This is a genomic window from Rhizobium hidalgonense (assembly GCF_005862185.2).
In the GTDB taxonomy this organism is placed as follows: Bacteria; Pseudomonadota; Alphaproteobacteria; order Rhizobiales; family Rhizobiaceae; genus Rhizobium; species Rhizobium hidalgonense.
Genome location: NZ_CP054027.1, coordinates 794439 through 812882, shown reverse-complemented (window position 1 = coordinate 812882; position 18444 = coordinate 794439). Strand labels below are relative to the sequence as shown.

18 protein-coding genes are annotated in these 18444 nt (G+C 62.2%); 10 read left to right on the top strand and 8 right to left on the bottom strand.

Features of this window, described 5'->3' with window-relative positions; all coding sequences use genetic code 11:
• Positions 1–36 precede the first annotated feature (36 nt).
• The 3 genes from FFM81_RS03810 to FFM81_RS03800 form a co-directional block, all read right to left on the bottom strand.
• Complete coding sequence (locus tag FFM81_RS03810) at positions 37–1020, bottom strand: tripartite tricarboxylate transporter substrate-binding protein (RefSeq protein WP_025416976.1); 984 nt, start codon at positions 1018–1020, stop codon at positions 37–39.
• Positions 1021–1231: 211 nt separating this feature from the next.
• Entirely contained in the window at positions 1232–2566 is a 1335-nt protein-coding gene (locus tag FFM81_RS03805) for a sigma-54-dependent transcriptional regulator (RefSeq protein WP_097533196.1), read from the bottom strand.
• Positions 2563–4359, bottom strand: a complete 1797-nt coding sequence (locus FFM81_RS03800) for a sensor histidine kinase (RefSeq protein ID WP_425375493.1) — start codon at positions 4357–4359, stop codon at positions 2563–2565. The genes FFM81_RS03805 and FFM81_RS03800 overlap by 4 nt, the downstream gene beginning before the upstream one ends.
• A 187-nt stretch (positions 4360–4546) precedes the next feature.
• Between FFM81_RS03800 and FFM81_RS03795 the strand changes: the two genes are divergently transcribed.
• Complete coding sequence (locus FFM81_RS03795; RefSeq protein WP_003566241.1) at positions 4547–5209, top strand: sulfite oxidase-like oxidoreductase; 663 nt, start codon at positions 4547–4549, stop codon at positions 5207–5209.
• Here FFM81_RS03795 and FFM81_RS03790 read toward each other — a convergent pair.
• The 3 genes from FFM81_RS03790 to FFM81_RS03780 are packed head-to-tail and all read right to left on the bottom strand — an operon-like array spanning position 5194 to position 6844.
• Complete coding sequence (locus tag FFM81_RS03790; RefSeq protein WP_138385361.1) at positions 5194–5823, bottom strand: hypothetical protein; 630 nt, start codon at positions 5821–5823, stop codon at positions 5194–5196. The two genes, FFM81_RS03795 and FFM81_RS03790, sit on opposite strands and share 16 nt — an antisense overlap.
• 52 nt (positions 5824–5875) lie before the next feature.
• Complete coding sequence (locus tag FFM81_RS03785; RefSeq protein WP_138385360.1) at positions 5876–6622, bottom strand: CbtA family protein; 747 nt, start codon at positions 6620–6622, stop codon at positions 5876–5878.
• A 12-nt stretch (positions 6623–6634) separates the two neighbouring features.
• On the bottom strand, positions 6635–6844 hold the full coding sequence (locus FFM81_RS03780) for a CbtB domain-containing protein (RefSeq protein ID WP_128399485.1): 210 nt from the start codon (positions 6842–6844) through the stop codon (positions 6635–6637).
• Between the two features lie 232 nt (positions 6845–7076).
• Between FFM81_RS03780 and FFM81_RS03775 the strand changes: the two genes are divergently transcribed.
• Both FFM81_RS03775 and FFM81_RS03770 read left to right on the top strand, forming a co-directional pair.
• Positions 7077–7631 carry a histidine phosphatase family protein gene (locus FFM81_RS03775; protein ID WP_128399486.1) on the top strand — a complete coding sequence of 185 codons (555 nt, stop codon included), beginning with the start codon at positions 7077–7079 and terminating at the stop codon, positions 7629–7631.
• Between the two features lie 410 nt (positions 7632–8041).
• Entirely contained in the window at positions 8042–9613 is a 1572-nt protein-coding gene (locus FFM81_RS03770; RefSeq protein ID WP_097533190.1) for a putative bifunctional diguanylate cyclase/phosphodiesterase, read from the top strand.
• A gap of 9 nt (positions 9614–9622) precedes the next feature.
• Here FFM81_RS03770 and FFM81_RS33120 read toward each other — a convergent pair whose 3' ends face one another.
• Complete coding sequence (locus tag FFM81_RS33120; RefSeq protein WP_281389035.1) at positions 9623–9751, bottom strand: hypothetical protein; 129 nt, start codon at positions 9749–9751, stop codon at positions 9623–9625.
• Positions 9752–10178: 427 nt separating this feature from the next.
• Between FFM81_RS33120 and FFM81_RS03765 the strand changes: the two genes are divergently transcribed.
• A complete protein-coding gene (locus FFM81_RS03765; RefSeq protein WP_025416984.1) occupies positions 10179–11357 on the top strand; it encodes an acetate/propionate family kinase in 1179 nt (392 codons plus the stop codon).
• Between the two features lie 70 nt (positions 11358–11427).
• Here the strand turns inward: FFM81_RS03765 and FFM81_RS03760 are convergent, their stop codons facing one another.
• The gene (locus FFM81_RS03760) at positions 11428–12318 is read right to left on the bottom strand and encodes a helix-turn-helix domain-containing protein (RefSeq protein WP_003566257.1); all 891 of its coding nucleotides are present in this window, start codon (positions 12316–12318) and stop codon (positions 11428–11430) included.
• Between the two features lie 118 nt (positions 12319–12436).
• Between FFM81_RS03760 and pobA the strand changes: the two genes are divergently transcribed.
• The 6 genes from pobA to FFM81_RS03730 all read left to right on the top strand — a co-directional run bounded on the left by pobA (position 12437) and on the right by FFM81_RS03730 (position 18243).
• Positions 12437–13609 carry a 4-hydroxybenzoate 3-monooxygenase gene (pobA, locus tag FFM81_RS03755; RefSeq protein WP_138385359.1) on the top strand — a complete coding sequence of 391 codons (1173 nt, stop codon included), beginning with the start codon at positions 12437–12439 and terminating at the stop codon, positions 13607–13609.
• A 64-nt stretch (positions 13610–13673) separates the two neighbouring features.
• Positions 13674–14846, top strand: coding sequence for an ABC transporter substrate-binding protein (locus FFM81_RS03750; protein ID WP_003566261.1), 1173 nt, complete (start codon positions 13674–13676; stop codon positions 14844–14846).
• Positions 14847–14912: 66 nt separating this feature from the next.
• Positions 14913–15776 (top strand): branched-chain amino acid ABC transporter permease, encoded by an 864-nt coding sequence (locus FFM81_RS03745; protein ID WP_003566263.1) that lies wholly within the window; start codon positions 14913–14915, stop codon positions 15774–15776.
• Between the two features lies 1 nt (position 15777).
• Positions 15778–16785, top strand: coding sequence for a branched-chain amino acid ABC transporter permease (locus tag FFM81_RS03740; protein WP_003566265.1), 1008 nt, complete (start codon positions 15778–15780; stop codon positions 16783–16785).
• Positions 16782–17546, top strand: a complete 765-nt coding sequence (locus FFM81_RS03735; protein ID WP_003566267.1) for an ABC transporter ATP-binding protein — start codon at positions 16782–16784, stop codon at positions 17544–17546. The genes FFM81_RS03740 and FFM81_RS03735 overlap by 4 nt, the downstream gene beginning before the upstream one ends.
• On the top strand, positions 17527–18243 hold the full coding sequence (locus tag FFM81_RS03730; RefSeq protein WP_025416987.1) for an ABC transporter ATP-binding protein: 717 nt from the start codon (positions 17527–17529) through the stop codon (positions 18241–18243). The genes FFM81_RS03735 and FFM81_RS03730 overlap by 20 nt, the downstream gene beginning before the upstream one ends.
• Positions 18244–18444 lie beyond the last annotated feature (201 nt).

Genomic DNA, 18444 nt, shown 5'->3' with positions numbered 1-18444 from the left:
GGTTCGGGTGAAGGGCTGTTCCTGGCACCACCTTCACTAGTCCGCATATTCGCCGGCAGCCTCGATCACCGGCTTCCAGCGGGCGATCTCGCTTTCGAGCTTGGCCTTCAATGCGGCGGGCGTCGCATCGGCGTCGGAGGATGGCGCCGTGCCGAGCTCGGCGAAGCGGGCGCCGACGTTCGGATCCTTGAGCGCGACCTGCAGCGACTTCGACAGCCGTTCGTTGATCGCAGCCGGCGTGCCCTTCGGCGTGTAGATGCCGTGCCAGATGCCGACTTCGAAGCCCGGCAGGCCGGCTTCGACAGCCGTCGGAATGTCCTTCATCACGTCGAGGCGCTTGGGCGAGGTCACGGCATAGGCCTTGATCGTGCCGCCCTGGATCTGCTTCGTCGTGTTGGTCGTCTGGTCGCACATGACATCGACCTGGCCGCCGAGCAGATCGGTCATGGCAGGGCCGGTCCCCTTGTAGGGAACGGTGGTGAGCGGCGTCTGGATGGCGCTCATGAACATCATGCCGCAAAGATGCGAGGCCGCGCCGATGCCGGCATTGGCAACCGTCACCTTGTCCTTGTTGGCCTTGATATAGTCGATCAACCCCTTGAGGTCGGTCGGCTCCATGTCCTTGCGTGCGACGATCGTCATCGGCACCTCGGTGACGAGGCCGACATAATCGAAGGCGCCGAGCGTGTCATAGGCGAGTTTGCGGTAGAGCGTGGCGCTGGTCGCCATGCCGATATGGTGCAGCAGGATCGTGTAGCCGTCGGGATCGGAGCTCGCCACGCGGCCGGCGCCGAGCGTGCCGCCGGCGCCGCCGACATTTTCGACGACGATCTGCTGACCGAGATCCTTCGACATGGATTCGGCGACGAGGCGCGCGACGGTGTCGGTCGGGCCGCCGGCTGCAAAGGGCACCACCATGGTGATGGTGCGTTCGGGATAGGTCTGCGCCGAAGCGGCGCCGGCGAGAAGAGAGACTGCGGCAGCCGCGGTCAGGCCGAGCATGGCCTTCAGAATTTTCATCGTTTCCTCCCTGATGAAACAAGCAAGTCCGCCGACACATCCTCCGCGCCGGGCATGACCTATTTGCCGCCGGGAAAAACCGACCGGCAATCACTGCAGCCACTTTCGAGAGACGATTTTGCGACAGTGCAATGCAGCATGGGTCGATTTGGAAACAAACGGCTTTCGCGTTGGGTGGATTTCCACCCAACGCGAACTCGATGGCCGGCAATTAGCCTTCGGTGGTCAGCATCCGCTTGTCGAGGCCGTATTTCTGCATCTTTTCGTAGAGGGTCTTGCGGGAAATGCCGAGCGTCTCATAAACCGGCTTGAGGCTGCCGCCATGCGCTACCAGAGCACTGGCAATGACGCCCCGTTCGAATTCGGCGACACGCTCCGCAAGCCCGGTCGCTTCCTCGGCCTGTGGCCCGCCATCATCGAGACCGAGGACCAGACGGTCGGCGGCATTCCGGAGTTCGCGCACGTTGCCCGGCCAGTCGCGCTGGGCGATGTCAGAGATCACCTCGGGCGCCACGACGACCTCGTCGCGGCCGTAGCGGGCCGCCGCTTCCCGCACCAGCTGCAGAAAGAGCAGCGGAACATCCGCCCGGCGCTGCGACAGCGACGGCACATGAAGTGTCGCGACGTTCAGCCGATAGAAGAGATCGGCGCGGAAGCGCCCCGCCGCCACCTCCGCCTCCAGATCCACCTTGCTCGTGGCGATAAAGCGCACGTCGAGCGCCACCGTCTCATTCGATCCCAACCGGGAGATCACCCGCTCCTGCAGCACCCGCAGGAACTTCGCCTGCAGGTCGAAGGGCATGGAGCCAATTTCGTCGAGCAGGATGGTGCCGCCGCGCCCGTGCTCAAACTTTCCGTAGCGCGGCCGCACCGCGCCAGGAAAGGCGCCCACCTCATGGCCGAAGAGCTCGCTCTCGATCAGGTTTGCCGGAAGTGCTGCGCAATTGATCGCGATGAACGGCCGGCTCGCCCGGGCGCTGATATCGTGCAGCGCCCGCGCCACCACTTCCTTACCGGCCCCGGTCTCGCCGACAATCAGCGTATCGGCATCGCTCGCGCCGATCGCCCGGATACGGTAGCGCAGATCCACCATCACCTGTGTGCGCCCCGGCAGCCGCGCTTCGATATCGTCGCGTTTGCCGGCGACCGCCTTCAGCAGCCGGTTTTCGAGCACGAGGCCGCGCCGCTCCATCGCCCGGCGGATGACGCCGGCAAGCATCTCCGGCGTGAACGGCTTCTCGATGAAATCATAGGCGCCTTCGCGCATCGCCTTCACCGCAAGCTGAACGTCGCCGTGGCCGGTGACGAGAATGACCGGCACCTCCGGGTCGAGTTCGCGGATCTTCTGCATCAGCGTCATGCCGTCCATGCCGGGCATGCGGATATCGCTGACGACGACGCCAGGAAAACTGTAGCCGATCAGCTCCAGCACGTGGTCGCCGTTCGAATAGGTCTCGACACTGAAGCCGGAAAGCTCCAACGCCTGCGCCGTCGAGCGGCGCAGTTCCTCCTCGTCGTCAACCAGCAGGATCTTCGCATCGTTCATTCCGCTGCCTCCGGCATCAGCCCTGCCGCCGATTGCAGCTCGATGCGGAACACCGCGCCCCCTTCGGAATGATTGGCAGTAGTAAGGCTGCCGCCGAAATCCTTGATGATATTGTAGGAGATCGACAGGCCGAGACCGAGCCCCTTGCCGACACCCTTGGTCGTGAAGAAGGGATCAAAGATACGCTCGGCGATCGCGGCAGGCACACCCGGCCCATGGTCGCGCACTGTCAGCACCGCCTTGCCGGCCTCCTCGAAGGCCGAAATCTCAATGCGTCTGTCGTCCAGCCCTTCCACCGCATCGGCGGCATTGGAAATCACATTGACCAGCACCTGCTGCAGACGCACCGAACCGGCGCGCACCACCGGCGGCCGTGTGCCGAGGTCGAGCCGGAGCTCGGCGTCTGCCGCCTTCAGCCGCCAGGCGATGATTTCGAGCGTGTCATGCATCGCTTCATCGAGAGAAACAGACCCCAGCTTCTCGTTCGGTTTACGGGCGAAGTTGCGCAGGTGCCGGCTAATCGCGGCCATGCGGTCGATCAGCCCGCCGATACGCCTTATATTGTCCCGCGCCTCCTCCGTCCGGCCGCGATCGATGAGAACGGAGGCGCTATCCGTATAGGTCTTGGCGGCGGCGAGCGGCTGATTGAACTCATGCGAAAGAGCAGCCGACATCTGCCCGAGGCCGGCAAGTTTGCCCGCCTGGATGAGATCGGCCTGCGTCTGACGGAGCTGCTGCTCGGTCAAACGCCGTTCCGATATCTCCTCCTCGATCCGGCTGTTGACGCGGGCAAGATCGGCCGTGCGTTCGTCGACGCGCCGCTCCAGCTCGTTGCGAGCTTCCGTTTGCAGTTGCATGCGCTCGGCAAGCCGCGCCCGCCGCTGGCGCAGAACCGCAACCGCGAGCCCCGCAATGCAGAGGATGAGAAAGATGGCCGCAAGCGCCGTGCGCGCCTGGGCGCGAATGGAACTTGTCTCCATCAGCACGTTCACCGTCCAGTCCTCGGCCGGCATGTAGTGCGAAAGCACCAGATATTCGCTGGAACCGCGCTCGCCGGCGAGCGTCATCAACTCGTGCGGCTCAAAGCGCTGGCGGGTCACCGGCAACGCCGTCAGCCTGGCATTGGCATAACGCCGCGAAGCTTGCGTGCGCGCGATGCGATCGGCCGTCAGCGGCAGGATTGCGCCGTAAAGCCATTCCGGGCTGCCGGACATGAAGATGATGCCCTCCGGATCGGAGACGAAGATTTTGTATTCGCCGCCACCCCAGGAGGATTCGATCATGTCGATATCGACCTTGAAGACAATGACGCCGCCAATATCCGTGCCGGTCCGGATCGGAGCTGCGAAGTAATAGCCGCGCTTCAGCGAGGTGGTGCCGAGCGCATAGAACCGCGCCTGCCGGCCTTCGATCGCGTCCTGGAAATAGGGCCGGTAGCTGAAATTCTGTCCGACGAAGCTTCCCGGTCCGTCGTAATTGCTGGCCGCGATCGTCTCGCCGTCCGGCTTGACCACATAAATATCGGAGGATTTCAGCAGCCCGTTGATCTCTTTGAGATAGAGATTGGCTGCATCGCGCAAGGCTGAGTCGTCGGGCGCGCTCACCAGTTCCTTGATATTCTCGTGATCGGCAATCAGCGCCGGCAGCGCCTCGTAGCGATTGAGGTGACCGCTGAGCGCCGAGACGGCAAGGCGCAGCGCCGTTCCCGCCTGGGCCGAGGCCTCCCCCATATAGGCGCGCGTCGCGATCGCGCTTCCATAGGTGAAGAAGGCGAAGATGATCAGCGGTACCACCAGCAACGCAGCTATCGCACGATATCGCAAAGACAGATCCGGCTCCTCCCCTTTCCGCCTCCACTCCCCAGCGAGGCATACCCGACGGTCCAAGTCTAATAACACCGACAGTGATTTCCAAGGGCCGTCGAAACTTGACACCCGTCAAGGGCCGATATCCTATTGCGGCATCGCAAGGGAACCCATCATGAGCGACGACAACACGCCCGCCGACAGCAAGCTCACCAGCTCCAAGCGTCGCTGGGCGGCGGAGGGCAAGTTCCTGACCGGCCGTATCAGCCGTCCTGAAGCCGAGCGCCTGCCGCCCGGCCAGCACCTCGTCAAGAATTGGCCGGTGCTCGATCTTGGCCAGCAGCCGGTCATCGCCACCGAAAGCTGGCGACTCGAAGTGCGCGGACTGATCGAAACGACACTCACCCTCACCTGGGGCGATTTCCAGGCGATCGAGCAGAGCACTGGGGTCAGCGACATTCACTGCGTCACCACATGGTCTCGCTACGATAACAAATGGAGCGGCGTTTCGACGCGCGATCTGCTTGACCGCGTCATGCCGAAACCGGAGGCAGCTTACGTCATGCTGACGAGCTACGACGGCTACACGACCAATCTGCCGCTTGCCGATTTCGCCGCCGAGGACGCGATCCTTGCGACCTCCTGGGAAGGCCTGCCCCTGACGCCGGACCATGGCGGCCCGATGCGCCTCGTCGTGCCGCATCTCTATTTCTGGAAAAGCGCCAAATGGCTGCGCCGCATCGAGTTGATGCCGGACGACGAAGCCGGCTTCTGGGAAAAGAACGGCTACCACATGCTTGGTGATCCGTGGCGCGAGCAGCGCTATTCCGACGACTGAGCCTTCGGCCGCAGGAAGCGGCAAAGCCCGAAGACTGCAAATCCGAGCAAAGAGGCAAACGCCGTCAGCGACGCCATGCTGGCGGCATGAAACGGTATCCCGCTCCATTGCGGCTTGACGACATCGGCAGTGTTGAAGGCCTGGCCGCTGAATTGGCAGGTGACGAGCGCAAGCCCGCGCCGCACCATATCGGCATCGACGGCGGAAAAGATTTCACCCGCAGCAACAGCCTCGCGCGGCATCTCCCGCATCGCCATCAGCACGGCTTTCGCCGCCGCAAGATAAGCATGAGCGCATTCGTTGAACGGACTTTCCTCGTCCATCACGCTGCCCGGCACCCTGCCCCAAAGGCAGTAGGAATACTGGATTTCGGCATAGTTCAGCACCCGCCGGAACGGTTCGTTCGTATCGACTGCGCGGGATGCAAGCTCGATGATACGACTGCGATAGTCGGATATGACAGCCATCTCGCCATGAGAAATTTCCGGGATATCGAGGCCGGCACGGCTGCCGCCGGCGCTGCTGCCATGGGCAAAGGCGTTCCCGGCAAGGACACAGAATGCGGCGACGGCAAATGCCGCCAGCGGAAATGGTCTGGTTCTATCGCTTTTCATGATCGCCCGAAAAGTTCAGGGCGCCCACAAAAGAGCGGCGCCCTCGATGCTTTCAGTGAAATGCCTTTGCCGGCCGACCTCGTCGCCCACCCTTCACGGCAAGCCGCCGTTCGGCCAGCGCTCCGAAAACAAGACCGATCGCGGCCCAAAGGATCGCATGCATTCCGAGCGTGGTCGTGCGGAACCGCCAGAGCACCATCGCCGAAAAATTCTCCGGCACCTCGTTGATCGGCGGCAGCAGATAGAGGACGGCGCCGATGAAGACGAGATAGGCGAAGCCGGCGATGATCGCGCCGTTCCAGAGGCCGAAGCGGCCGGCAAGGCGGCGAGAAAGCGCAACCGCCGCAATCAGCGAGGCAAGCGAAACGACGATCATCAGGAAGAACAGTTCCGTCCTGACGCCGATCGTATCGGGATTGCCGACCGCCGGCGGGTTGGCCGGATACTTGATGCCGGGAACGAGAACGATCGCCACGAAGGCGGCAATGGCGATGACGGCAGAGGTGCCGCGCGGCGAAAGGCTGCCGAGGCGACCGTGCAGGAAAGCGAAGGCGAGCGAAAAAAGCCCGCCGACGGCGACGCTATAGGCCATGACGCCGATGAAAAGGCCGGGACCGGCCTGCGTGGCGCGGCTGACGATTTCAGGTTCGGCAGCTTCGCCGGCAACCTTTGCGCTCGCCTCCTCGAAGGCGATCGCCGCATCGACCAGCGGCTCGCCGAAGGTATGGGCGAAGGCAAAAACCAGGATGCCAGCAATCAGGCCCGCGAGCATGCCGCGAAGCAGAAGGTTTCCAACCATGTCGGTATCCCCTTAGTGGCAGGGAAAGCCAAGGAGATGGCGGGCGTCATGCACGAATTCGTGCACGTACATGCCGTTGAACAGCGCCATCGCGCCTTCCTCGGTGCCGACGAAATAGAGGACGATGAGCATCAGCAGGCCGCCGAAGATCGCCCAGGGCAGGATTTCTCCTACGGGGATCGGGGCCGGTACTGCGACGGGCGTGAAAGTGGTGTCAGACATGTATTCCTCCGGAATGACGCGTTCAGTCGAAAGAGTGTTTGTGCGGTAAGGTCTGACTTCCAGCGCGAAGAACCTTCGACACGCTGGTCACAGTGGCGCGACCGCGCCGGATTTCCACCGGCTTCCAAACCCGCAACAGCCCGGTTATATCTGCACGCCGAAGAGACTGTCAACGAAACTTCACGTGCCGGCAGAGGGCTGTCCCACTGTATTCCCAGGAGATCAGAAGACCGTGAACACGCGCCTTACCTGGATCTGCCATGGTGCAACGGCGGCGAGCCGCAAGGCCCTGTTTCCGGTCGACGAACCGCTGGAAGCCAAGGCAAGGGAGGAAGCCGGCAGGATGGCCGCCCTGCCTCGCGCCGACCATATCGCCACGAGCCCCGCTTTGCGCGCGCGCCAGACGGCCGACGCGCTTCGCCTTCAAGCCCGGATAGATCCGGCACTTGGCGACTGCGATCATGGCCGCTGGGCCGGCAAGTCGATTGCGGCGCTAGAGGACGAGGAACCGGAGAACCTCCTGGCCTGGATGACGAAGCCGGAAGCGGCCCCGCACGGCGGCGAGAGCCTTCTTGATCTCGGGAAACGCGTCGCCGGCTGGATGGAGAGCCAATCGACCTTCGACGGCCATGTGATCGCCATCACCCACGCCGCGATCATCCGGGCGGCGATCACGCATGCGCTTCAGGCGCCCCCCTCCTCCTTCTGGCTCGTCGATGTCGAACCGCTCGCCGTCATTCGCATGACCCGCAACGGCCGGCGCTGGTCCCTGCGTTTTCAGCATTAGCGATCCCTCATCTTATCCAGCCTTACACAAGCAAATCGCGTCATCTCTATTGAACCCGGTTTCGCCGGGACTACTTCCTTGTCCCAAGGAGATGGAAGACATGACATATGACTGGAGTGGGGAGCGCACGCGTCGCTTGCGTTTGATGCGTTTCGCCACAATCACGGTTCTGGTCGGCCTCATCGTCAGCGTTCCGCTGCTGATCGTTACCGCCTGAAACACGAGAAAGGGCGAGCGATGCACCAGCACGCTCGCCTTCGTTGTTTCCCGTCTCCGCTTCACGACAAGCGCCGTCCGTCTCTCGACGGTGCAGCAAAAAGCTGTCGTCTCCAATAATTCGCCTTCTGGTTTCAACGAACATTTCAGACTTTCATGATAGTTCGGCACAGGGTGGAGATGGAGAAGGCCATATGCCGGTGTTTTTCCAGAGCAGGGCCGGAAGGCAATGCGTGTCGATCGTCGGGCTCGGGATAACTCTCTGGCTCCTCGGCGTGCTGTTGCAGCTTGACGACAGCCTTGTCTTCTTCATGACCGGTTTCGGCGAATACGGCGCCGACAAACTCGTTCTGGCGCTCGGCATCGCCGGCGCCATGAGTTTCATCTATTCGGTGCTGCGCATCGCCGACCTGCGCAAGGAAATGGACTTGCGCGACGCCGCTCAGGCGAAGGCCGATTGGACCGCAACCCACGACCATCTGACCAAACTGCCGAACCGCTATGCCTTCGAGCGCAAGATTCTCTCACGGCCGACCAGGAGCGACGAGGCCGAGATCGAGGAGTGGGAGCGAAACGTCACCATCTTCTCCGTCGACCTCGACGGCTTCAAGAAAGTCAACGATCTCGTCGGCCACAAGGGCGGGGACATTCTGTTGATCGACGTTGCCAGACGGATCTGCGCGCTCGGCGATGCCGATTGCGTCTATCGCTTCGGCGGCGACGAATTCATCATTGTCGCCTTTGCCCTGACGGCGCAGCGCGAGGAGCGTTTTGCCAGGCTGCTGATCCAGGCTGTCACCCGGCCTATCCATATCGATGGTTTTGCCGTCGAAGTCGGTGCCAGCGTCGGTTACGACCGCTGGGCGGAGGGCGTCGAGCCGCTGGAAGATGCCGCTCATCGTGCCGACCTCGCCATGTACGAAGCGAAATCACGCGGCCCCAACCATTATTTCGTTTTCGAACCGGCCATGCAGGACAAGGTAGCGGAACGCGCGGCGCTGGAAACCAGGCTGCGCGCCGCTATCGCCAACAAGGCGATCAAACCCTTCTATCAGCCGCTGATCGACCTGAAGACCGGTCAGCTCTGCGGCTTCGAGGCGCTGGCGCGCTGGATCGGCGAGGACGGCGTCAACATTCCGCCGCCTGTTTTCATCGATATCGCCGAGGAAAACGGGATGATCACCGCCTTGTTCGAGGATCTTCTCGCCCAGGCCTGCAGCGACGCACTCACCTGGCCGGACCATGTGATGCTGTCCTTCAACGTCTCACCGGTACAGATGGAAGACAGGCTGCTGACATCACGCATTCTCAAGGTTCTTTCGGCAAGCCGGCTGCCGCCGCAACGCCTGGAAGTGGAGATCACCGAAAACGCCTTGATCCAGGATCCCGCCATCGCCGCCGTCATCCTTGATGAACTGCACGCGGCCGGCATCCAGATCGCCCTCGACGATTTCGGCACGGGTTATTCAAGTCTGGCCCAGCTCGCCCGCTATCGTTTCGACAAGATCAAGATCGACAAAAGCTTCATCGCCACCTATCGCGGCGATGAGCGTCAGGAAAAGATCGTCCGCGCCATGCTCGGCCTCGGCCGGAGCCTCAACATCAAAACGACAGCGGAGGGCGTCGAGGAGCACGGGCAGCTCGCCTTCCTCCTGCAGCTCGGCTGCGACATCGGCCAGGGCTATCTTTTCGGCAAGGCGATGCCCGCCGCCGAAGCGGGTATCTTCATCAGCGATCGCAATGCCAGTCTGGCTTCCACGGCCTGACGGAACCCTTTAAAACACCTGGCGCAGGATCACGAAGAGCAAGAAGGCGATCGCGATCGAGGCCGGCGGCGTCAGCACCCAGGCCATCAGCATGTTACGCACGGTCGACCATTGCAGGCCGGAACCGTTCGCCGCCATGGTGGATCAGTTCTACCGGCAGCAGCGCCAGAATGCCGAAGGCCACCGGCATGGAACGGATGTAGATGACGGTGGCGACGGCAGTGGCCGATCGTGGAAACCGTTGACGAATTCGAAGCCGTGCGCGATCAGCAGCGCAAGGCCAGTCGCGTCCGAGTGCATAGGCGACAAATCCAAGGCAAATTTGCCTTTTTTGTCAATAATTCCGCGCGTGAACTCTCATGACGCCTGCCTGGTCCGTCCCCTAAAACACTGACATCAGGCGATTTTGGCTGTCACAGGCCTCGCGGCGAATCGCGGCGGCCCTCTCCGATCGAGATGATTGGATGCGCAGGAACATAATGCGCAGCGAGCCGATAGACGCCTTTCCGTCCGCAGCGCCGACACTAAGTTCGATCATCATATCTGCGCGGAGCCTCTGAAGATCATGTCATCGACCGACCTCCTGCTGACTTTCAACGCCGGCTCCTCGACCGTCAAGATCGGCATCTTCGCCATCGATGGCGGCAAGGCGCGGCGCATCGGCAAGGGCGTGATCGATTTGCGCGCCGAACCGCTCTCGCTCTGTCTGAGCCGGGGATCGCAGGCATTCGACGTACCTTTGAAAACCAGCATAACGGAAGATCTGCGCAGCGTGATCGACGAGAGCTTAGCGCTTCTTGCCGATCATTTCGACGTCGCCGCCACGCGCGCAGCCGGTCACCGCGTCGTCCATGGCGGCGATCGTTTCACCAGCGCGATCGCCCTCGACGATGCCGCGATCGATGCCGTCGACGCGCTGACGCCACTTGCGCCCCTGCATCAGCCGCAGGCGTTGCGTTTCATCCGCGCGCTGCGCCATCTGAAACCGCGTCTTGCCCAGACCGCCTCCTTCGACACAGCCTTCCATGCCACCCAGGACGATCTCGTTCGCCGCTTCGCCATTCCCCGTGCACTGCATGAGGAAGGCGTCAAGCGCTACGGCTTTCATGGCCTTTCCTATAAATTCATCGCCGGTGAGCTCGCCCGCAAGGCGCCGCGCGCGGCAAAGGCGGTGGTTGCCCACCTCGGCAGCGGCGCCAGCCTCTGCGCGCTCGACCAAGGCGTCAGCCGCGATTGCAGCATGGGCTTTTCGACGCTCGACGGCATCCCGATGGCGACGCGCCCGGGCTGGCTCGATCCCGGCGTCATTCTGCATCTGGCGGGAGAGAGGAAGCAATCCTTCACGGAAATCGAAGACCTGCTCTATCACCGCTCCGGCCTGCTCGGCCTATCGGGCATCAGTGCCGATACACGCGACCTTTTGAAGGACGGACGGCCGGAGGCGCGCCAGGCGATCGATTTCTTCACACTGCGCATTGCCGGCGAAATCGGCCGTATGGCGGTAACGCTTCGCGGCCTTGACGCCGTCGTCTTCACTGCCGGCATCGGCGAGCATCAATCGGAGATCCGTGCCGGCGTGGCCAAGCGGCTCTCCTGGCTTGGCCTTGCGATCGACGAAAAGGCCAATTCCGCCAATGAGTTCATGATCAGTACAGGGGAAAGCCGCATCGCCGCCCATGTCATCGCCACCGATGAGGAGCAGATCATCGCCGACGAGGCGCTGTCCCTTCTTGGCAGTGGCTGATCCAGATCAACAGCGTCCCGGCATCGGCGGCTCGCGCCTGCGAATGCGCCGCCGCTGGACGTCGGAAAAGTTACGCACCCTCCAGCCGAATCTTCTCCTTCATGCGCCAGACCCGCGGCGTTTCTCCGGTATATTTGAGGAAGAAGCGCGAGAAATAGGCGGGGTCGGCAAAACCAAGCCGAAATCCGATCTCCTGAACGCTGCCGAGCGTAAAAACGAGCTGGCGTTTTGCCTCTTCGATGAGTTTACCGGCGATCAATTCGTGCGGCGTGCTGCCGGTCATCGTCCGGACGATGCGGGTGAGATGTGTCGGCGAAATCCCAAGTTCCCTAGCGTAAAAGGAAGCGGGCTTGTGTGATCGGAAATGCTGCTGCAGTAGCTCGTCCAGCATTTCCAAGCGCCGGTCGTTCTCGTTCGACGCAAGCTCATCGCTGTTTCCCTGATGGGAAATCCTCGCCGTCAGCCGCAGCGCCAGCGCAACGTAAGCGCCCAGCATCTCATTGCGGCCGCTGCGGCGATTTTCGAATTCGTCGCCCAGCCGCCGCAACGTCTGCATGACGTAGGCAGCCGCGGCATTGCCAGGATCGAGTGACGTCAGATGCGGCGTCGTCAGCCATTCGCCCAACTGGCTTCGGTCGCCCAGCGGATGGCTGAGATGGGACCTCAATATGGTGATGACGAGGCCGTCGATATCGCGCGAAAATCGAAAGCCGTGATTGAGGCCCGGCGGCACGGTGATGATGGCCGGCGGACGAATGGCATGGCTCTCATCGCCGAAAATCGCATCGCCCGAACCGCTTTCGATGTACAATATCTGAAAGAAACTCTCGTGCCGATGCAGACGGATCTCCCATTGATGCAAGCTGCTGCGGGAGCGAATTGTTTCGCAATGCAACCAAAAATCCGGTCCTCGCCCGGTATTCTCGCCGTAGAGCTCGTAGGTCGGCACATGTCTGCGCATCGGTCTGCTCCCGCACCAATGTTCGATTAGTGCAATTTTTTGGCCGGGATGTCCATTGCTGCGACCGGGGCGACACGGCAGAATCCGGCAAAATGCAAAAATGTGAGGGAGGACGCATTTGCGAACCCAGGTCGCCATCATCGGTTCGGGGCCATCCGGCCTGCTGCTCGGTCAGCTTCTGACCGAGGCGGGCATCGACAATGTCGTTCTCGACCGCGTCAACAAGGATTACATCCTCGGACGGGTGCGCGCCGGCGTTCTGGAGGAAGGCACCGTCGGGCTGCTGGATCAGGCCAAATCGGCAGCGCGGCTGCATGCCGAAGGCCTGCCGCATGACGGTTTCTCGCTGGCCTTCGACGGACGCGATCATCGCATCGACCTGCATGATCTGACCGGCGGCAGGCGCGTCACCGTTTACGGCCAGACGGAGGTGACGCGCGACCTGATGGAGCGGCGCGAAGCACGCGGCGCCCTGTCGATCTACGATGCCGCCGATGCCACACCGCATGACTTCGATGGGCATTCGCCTTTTGTCACCTATATGAAAGACCACGTCCCCCAGCGCATCGATTGCGATTTCATCGCCGGCTGCGACGGCTTTCATGGAGCAAGCCGCAAAGCCATCCCCGAAAAGGCGATCAGGCATTTCGAAAAGATCTATCCCTTTGGCTGGCTGGGCCTGCTTGCTGACGTGGCGCCGGTCAGCCATGAACTGATCTACGCCAACCATCCGAGGGGTTTTGCACTCTGTTCGATGCGCTCGGCGACGCGCAGCCGCTATTACATCCAGTGTGCGCTTGACGAAAAGGTCGAGGCCTGGAGCGACGATCGCTTCTGGGACGAGTTGAGACGGCGCCTGCCGACGCATCATGCCGAGGCATTGGTGACCGCACCGTCCTTCGAGAAATCAATCGCGCCGCTACGCTCCTTCGTCGCCGAGTCGATGCGTTTCGGCCGGCTTTTCCTGGTCGGCGACGCCGCCCATATCGTGCCGCCGACCGGCGCCAAGGGGCTCAACCTGGCAGCCAGCGACGTCCATTACCTTTTCTCCGGGCTGATTGAGCATTACCGCGAACGCTCAGACCGCGGCCTCGATGCCTATTCGCAGACAGCACTCGCCCGCGTGTGGAAGGCCGTACGGTTTTCCTGGTGGATGACGACGATGATGCATCGTTTTCCAGATACGGGTGATTTCGACCAGAAGATCCAGGAGGCGGAACTCGATTATCTCACCCATTCCCGCGCGGCCTCGACGGTGCTCGCGGAAAACTATGTGGGATTGCCATTCTGACAGGATGATTTGAGACTGGTGCGAACCATCGAGGTCCGCATTTTGAAAGGGAGGAACCAAAACCATGAAGAAGTTCGTTTTCGCCGCCGTTGCGGCAATCGTGCTCGGCAGCGCTGCCTATGCCGACACGATCAAGGTCGGCGTCATCGGGCCGTTCTCCGGTCCGTTCGCCCTTCAGGGCAAGAACTTCAAGGCCGGCATCGATGCCTATATGGCGGTCAATGGCAGCAAGGTCGGCAACGACACGGTCGAAATCGTCTATCGCGACGTGCCGCAGGCCGATCCGGCCCAATCCAAGGCGCTGGCGCAGGAACTGATCGTCAAGGAAAAGGTCCAGTATCTCGCCGGATTCTATTTCACCCCGGATGCCATGGCGGTGACCCCGATCCTGAAGCAGGGCAACGTGCCGATGGTCATCATGAACGCCGCGACCTCGGCGATCGTCACCAAGAGCCCGCTTGTCGTGCGTACCTCGTTTACCACCTGGCAGACCTCGACGCCGATCGCCAAGGTCGCCTTCGACGCCGGCGTCAAGAAGGTGATTTCGGTCGTCAGCGATTACGGCCCCGGCATCGACGCCGAGAACGCCTTCAAGACCGGCTTCGAGAAGGCCGGCGGCCAGGTGGTCGAGGCGATCCGCATGCCGCTTGCGACCAACGACTTCAGCCCGATCATGCAGCGCATCAAGGATTCCGGCGCTGAGGGTGTCTTCGCCTTCCTGCCATCCGGTCCGACGACGCTCGGCTTCGTCAAGGCCTATAATGAAAACGGCCTGAAGGCGGCCGGCATCAAGTTCTTCGCGCCGGGTGATCTGACGCAGGAATCCGACCTGCCGGCGCTTGGCGACGCCGCGCTCGGCATCCAGACGACCTTCCACTATGCCGTGTCGCACGACTCGCCCGAGAACAAGGCTTTCGTCGAGGCGGCGACCAAGGCGATCGGCAACAAGGCCGAGCTCTCCTTCCCTGCGGTCAGCGCCTATGACGGCATGTATGTCATCTACAAAATGATCGAGGCGACGGGCGGCAAGCAGGATGCCGAGAAGGCTGTCGATGCGGTAAAAGGCCTTGCCTGGGTGAGCCCACGCGGCCCGGTTTCGATCGACCCGGAAAGCCGGCACATCACCCAGAATATCTATCTGCGCGAAGTCGCCAAAGCCGATGACGGGACCTACATCAACAAGGAGATCCAGACCTTCGAGAAGCAGGGCGATCCGGGCCTGGCCGCCACCAAGTAAGGTCCGGCATCCCGACAGGCGACGGGCTTACACATCAAGCCCGTCGCATCGAAGCAGGGTATTTCCATGCAGACAGTCTTCAGCATCGCCGTCGACGCCTTTGCCTATGGCATGGTGCTCTTCGTCATATCGATCGGCCTTTCAGTGACCATGGGGCTGATGCGCGTCGTCAACCTGGCGCACGGCGCCTTCGCCATGATCGGCGGCTATATCGCCTCCTATGCCGCCCGTGATCTCGGCCTCGGTTATGCAGCGGCGGTCGTGGCCGCCGTTGCCATCACCATCGTCGTCGCCATCCCGCTCGAGCGTTTTCTCTATCGCCGGATCTACGGTGCTCCGGAGCTGACCCAGGTGCTGATGACCATCGGCATCACCTTCTGCGTTATCGGCCTCGCGAACTACGCGATGGGGCCGACGCTGAAAACCATTCCGCTTCCCGCTACGCTGCAGGGATCGGCCGATCTCGGCTTCCGCACGATTCCCGTTCATCGGCTTTTCGTCATCTTTTGCGGTCTCGTGGTTGCCCTTGCGCTCTGGTTTGCGATCGACAGGACCAGCTTCGGTGTGAAGCTGCGCGCCTCCGTCGACGATGCGGCGATGGCGGCAGCGCTCGGCGTGCGCACCGAGATCATCTATGCCGTGAGCTTTGCCGTTGCGGTCGGACTTGCCGCTTTCGGCGGCGTGGTCGGCGCCGAACTCCTGCCGGTCGAACCCTATTATGCGCTGCGCTACATGGTCACCTTCCTGGTCGTCGTCTCCGTCGGCGGTGCCGGCTCCATTCCGGGAGCGCTGATCGCCTGCCTGCTGCTCGGAGCGATCGATACGACGGGACGCTATTTGATGCCTGAATTCGGCGAATTCTTCTTCTATCTCGCCGTGATCGCCATCATCTGCGTCTTCCCGCGCGGCCTTGCCGGAAGGGCGAAATAGAATGGCGCTTGTCATAAACAACGAAAACGAACGCGTTCAGCATCGGCGGCGCGGAACCATCGGCCGCGATCTCGCCGGAATAGGCGTGATCATCGCTGTCGCGACGATCGGTTATTTCGCCTTCCCAGACAATCTGGCGCTCCTGACCCGCATGGCGACGATCGCGCTGTTCGTCCTCTCGCTCGATCTCGTCACCGGTTATTGCGGCGTCGCCACGCTCGGCCATGCCGCGCTGTTCGGCTCCGGCGCCTATGCCGCCGGCATAGTGTCGGCGCATTACGGCATCAATGATCCGTTGCTGATGATGCTGGCCGGCATTGCAGGCGGCGCTGTCGCCGGGCTGCTCTGCGGCATCGTCATCCTGCGGGCGCACGGATTGCCGCAGCTCGTGCTGTCGATCGCCCTGATCAATCTCTTCCATGAATTCGCCAACAAGGCATCGTCATGGACAGGCGGCAGCGACGGGCTTTCCGGCATCGCGCCGGACCCGATCTTCGGCATTTTCGAATTTGATCTCTACGGTCAAACCGCTTTCTTCTTCGGAATGGCGCTGCTGCTTGTTGTCTTCGTGCTGCTGCGATTGCTGGTCCGCTCTCCCTTCGGCATGCTCTGCCGCGCCATCAAGCAAGACCCGCTGCGTGTCCGCGCCATGGGTGCTTCGCCGAAGGCGGCTCTCATCAGGATGTATGGGATATCGGGCGCCGTGGCCGGTGTCGGCGGCGCCTTGAATGCGATCTCGACGCAGGTCGTCGGCCTCGACAGCCTGTCTTTCACGCAATCGGCCGAGGCGCTTGTCATGCTGGTGCTCGGCGGCACCGGCTCCCTCTTCGGCGCGCTCTCCGGCACCGTCATCTTCATGCTCTTTGAAGATTATGTCTCGGCAGCCAATCCCTTCCATTGGCTGACCATGGTCGGTGCGCTGCTGATCGCCGTCGTGCTTTTCGCGCCGAAGGGTCTCTACGGAACCGCTGCGGCCTTCATTGACCGCCGCAGGGAGCAGCGCTCATGAGCCCGGTTTTTCAGGTCGCCAATCTCAGGAAAGCTTTCGGCGGCCTTACCGTTACCAATGATGTCTCGCTTATGATGTCACCGGGCGATCGTGTGGCGCTGATCGGCCCGAACGGCGCCGGCAAGACCACCTTCGTCAACCTGGTGACCGGCAATCTCTCGCCCGATTCCGGCGAGGTGCGGCTCGGCGGCGAGGTGGTCACGAAAGTCGGTGCCATCGGCAGGGTCAAACGCGGTCTCGTCAGATCCTTTCAGGTGACACGGCTTTTCCAGGATATGACACCGGCCGAACATGTCGGCCTCGCCGTGCTTCAGCGGGACGGGAGGACCGGACGCATGTTCGGGAGTTTCCTGCATATGCCCGATGTCATGGCGGAGGTCGACGATCTCCTTGGAAAGCTCGGACTGGCGCCGCTGATGCATCGCAAGGTCAGCGAGATCGCCTATGGCCAGCAGCGGCTTCTTGAGATCGCCGTGGCGCTGGCGCTGAAGCCGAAAGTGCTGTTGCTCGACGAGCCGGCAGCCGGCGTGCCCCAAAGCGATACCGGCCGCATCGAACAGGCGCTCGCCGATCTGCCCGCCGGTCTCGCCGTCCTGATGATCGAACACGATATGGACCTTGTCTTCCGTTTTGCCAAACGCGTCATCGTACTGGCCGCTGGCACAATCATCTTCGACGGCCGGCCTGAAGACGTCACCCAGGATGCGCGTGTGCGCGAGGCCTATCTCGGGAGCTATGCCAATGCCAGCCATATCGCTTGAGGTCGAAAATCTGTCGGCCGGATATGGACCGACGCGCGTGCTCGAAGACATTTCCTTCGCCGTGCCGGCAGGCGCCCGGCTTGCCGTGCTCGGCCGCAACGGCATGGGCAAAACCACCTTGCTGGCGACCCTTGCCGGCCAGACCAGGCGATATCAGGGCCATATCCGCCTTGGCGGTGCGGATGTCACCACCGCACCGAGCGCGACACGGGCACATAAGGGGCTCGGATATGTGCCGCAGACGCGCTGTGTCTTCCCGACTCTGACGGTCGAGGAAAATCTCTTCGTCGGCCTGAAGGCACGGCCGAAAACAGCGCTGGAGGAAGCCTATGCCATGTTCCCGCGCCTGAAGGAGCGCCGCCGCAACCTCGGCAGCCAGCTCTCCGGCGGCGAGCAGCAGATGCTCTCAACCGCCCGCACCATTCTCGGCCGCCCCTCCGTCCTGCTGCTCGACGAACCGCTGGAAGGCCTGGCACCTGTCATCTGCGAGGAACTGATGGCCGCCTTCGCCGCACTCGCCCAGTCAGGCGATATGACCATCCTGCTCGTCGAACAGCGCATCCAGAGTGCACTCGATTTCGCCGATCAGGTGGTCATCCTGGAGCGAGGCCGACTGGCCTGGACGGGAACGCCGGAGAGCCTCGCCCGGGATCACCAGACGGTCGAGAGCCTGCTCGGGGTCGGTGGCCTGCATTGACAGCTGGATGCCGTCGAGTCGTCCTGCATTCTGCCGCGCTCGGCACGGACAGCAATATAACCGGTATATCGTCATGACGACGTCATCGTCGGCCAGCCATTATCATGCTGCCTGGAACGTCTTTCCACGCACGATGGAACGGCAGCGGCACGGTAACAGAGCATAGAAGCTCTGAATCACAAGCAGATTCGGCTCAAACGC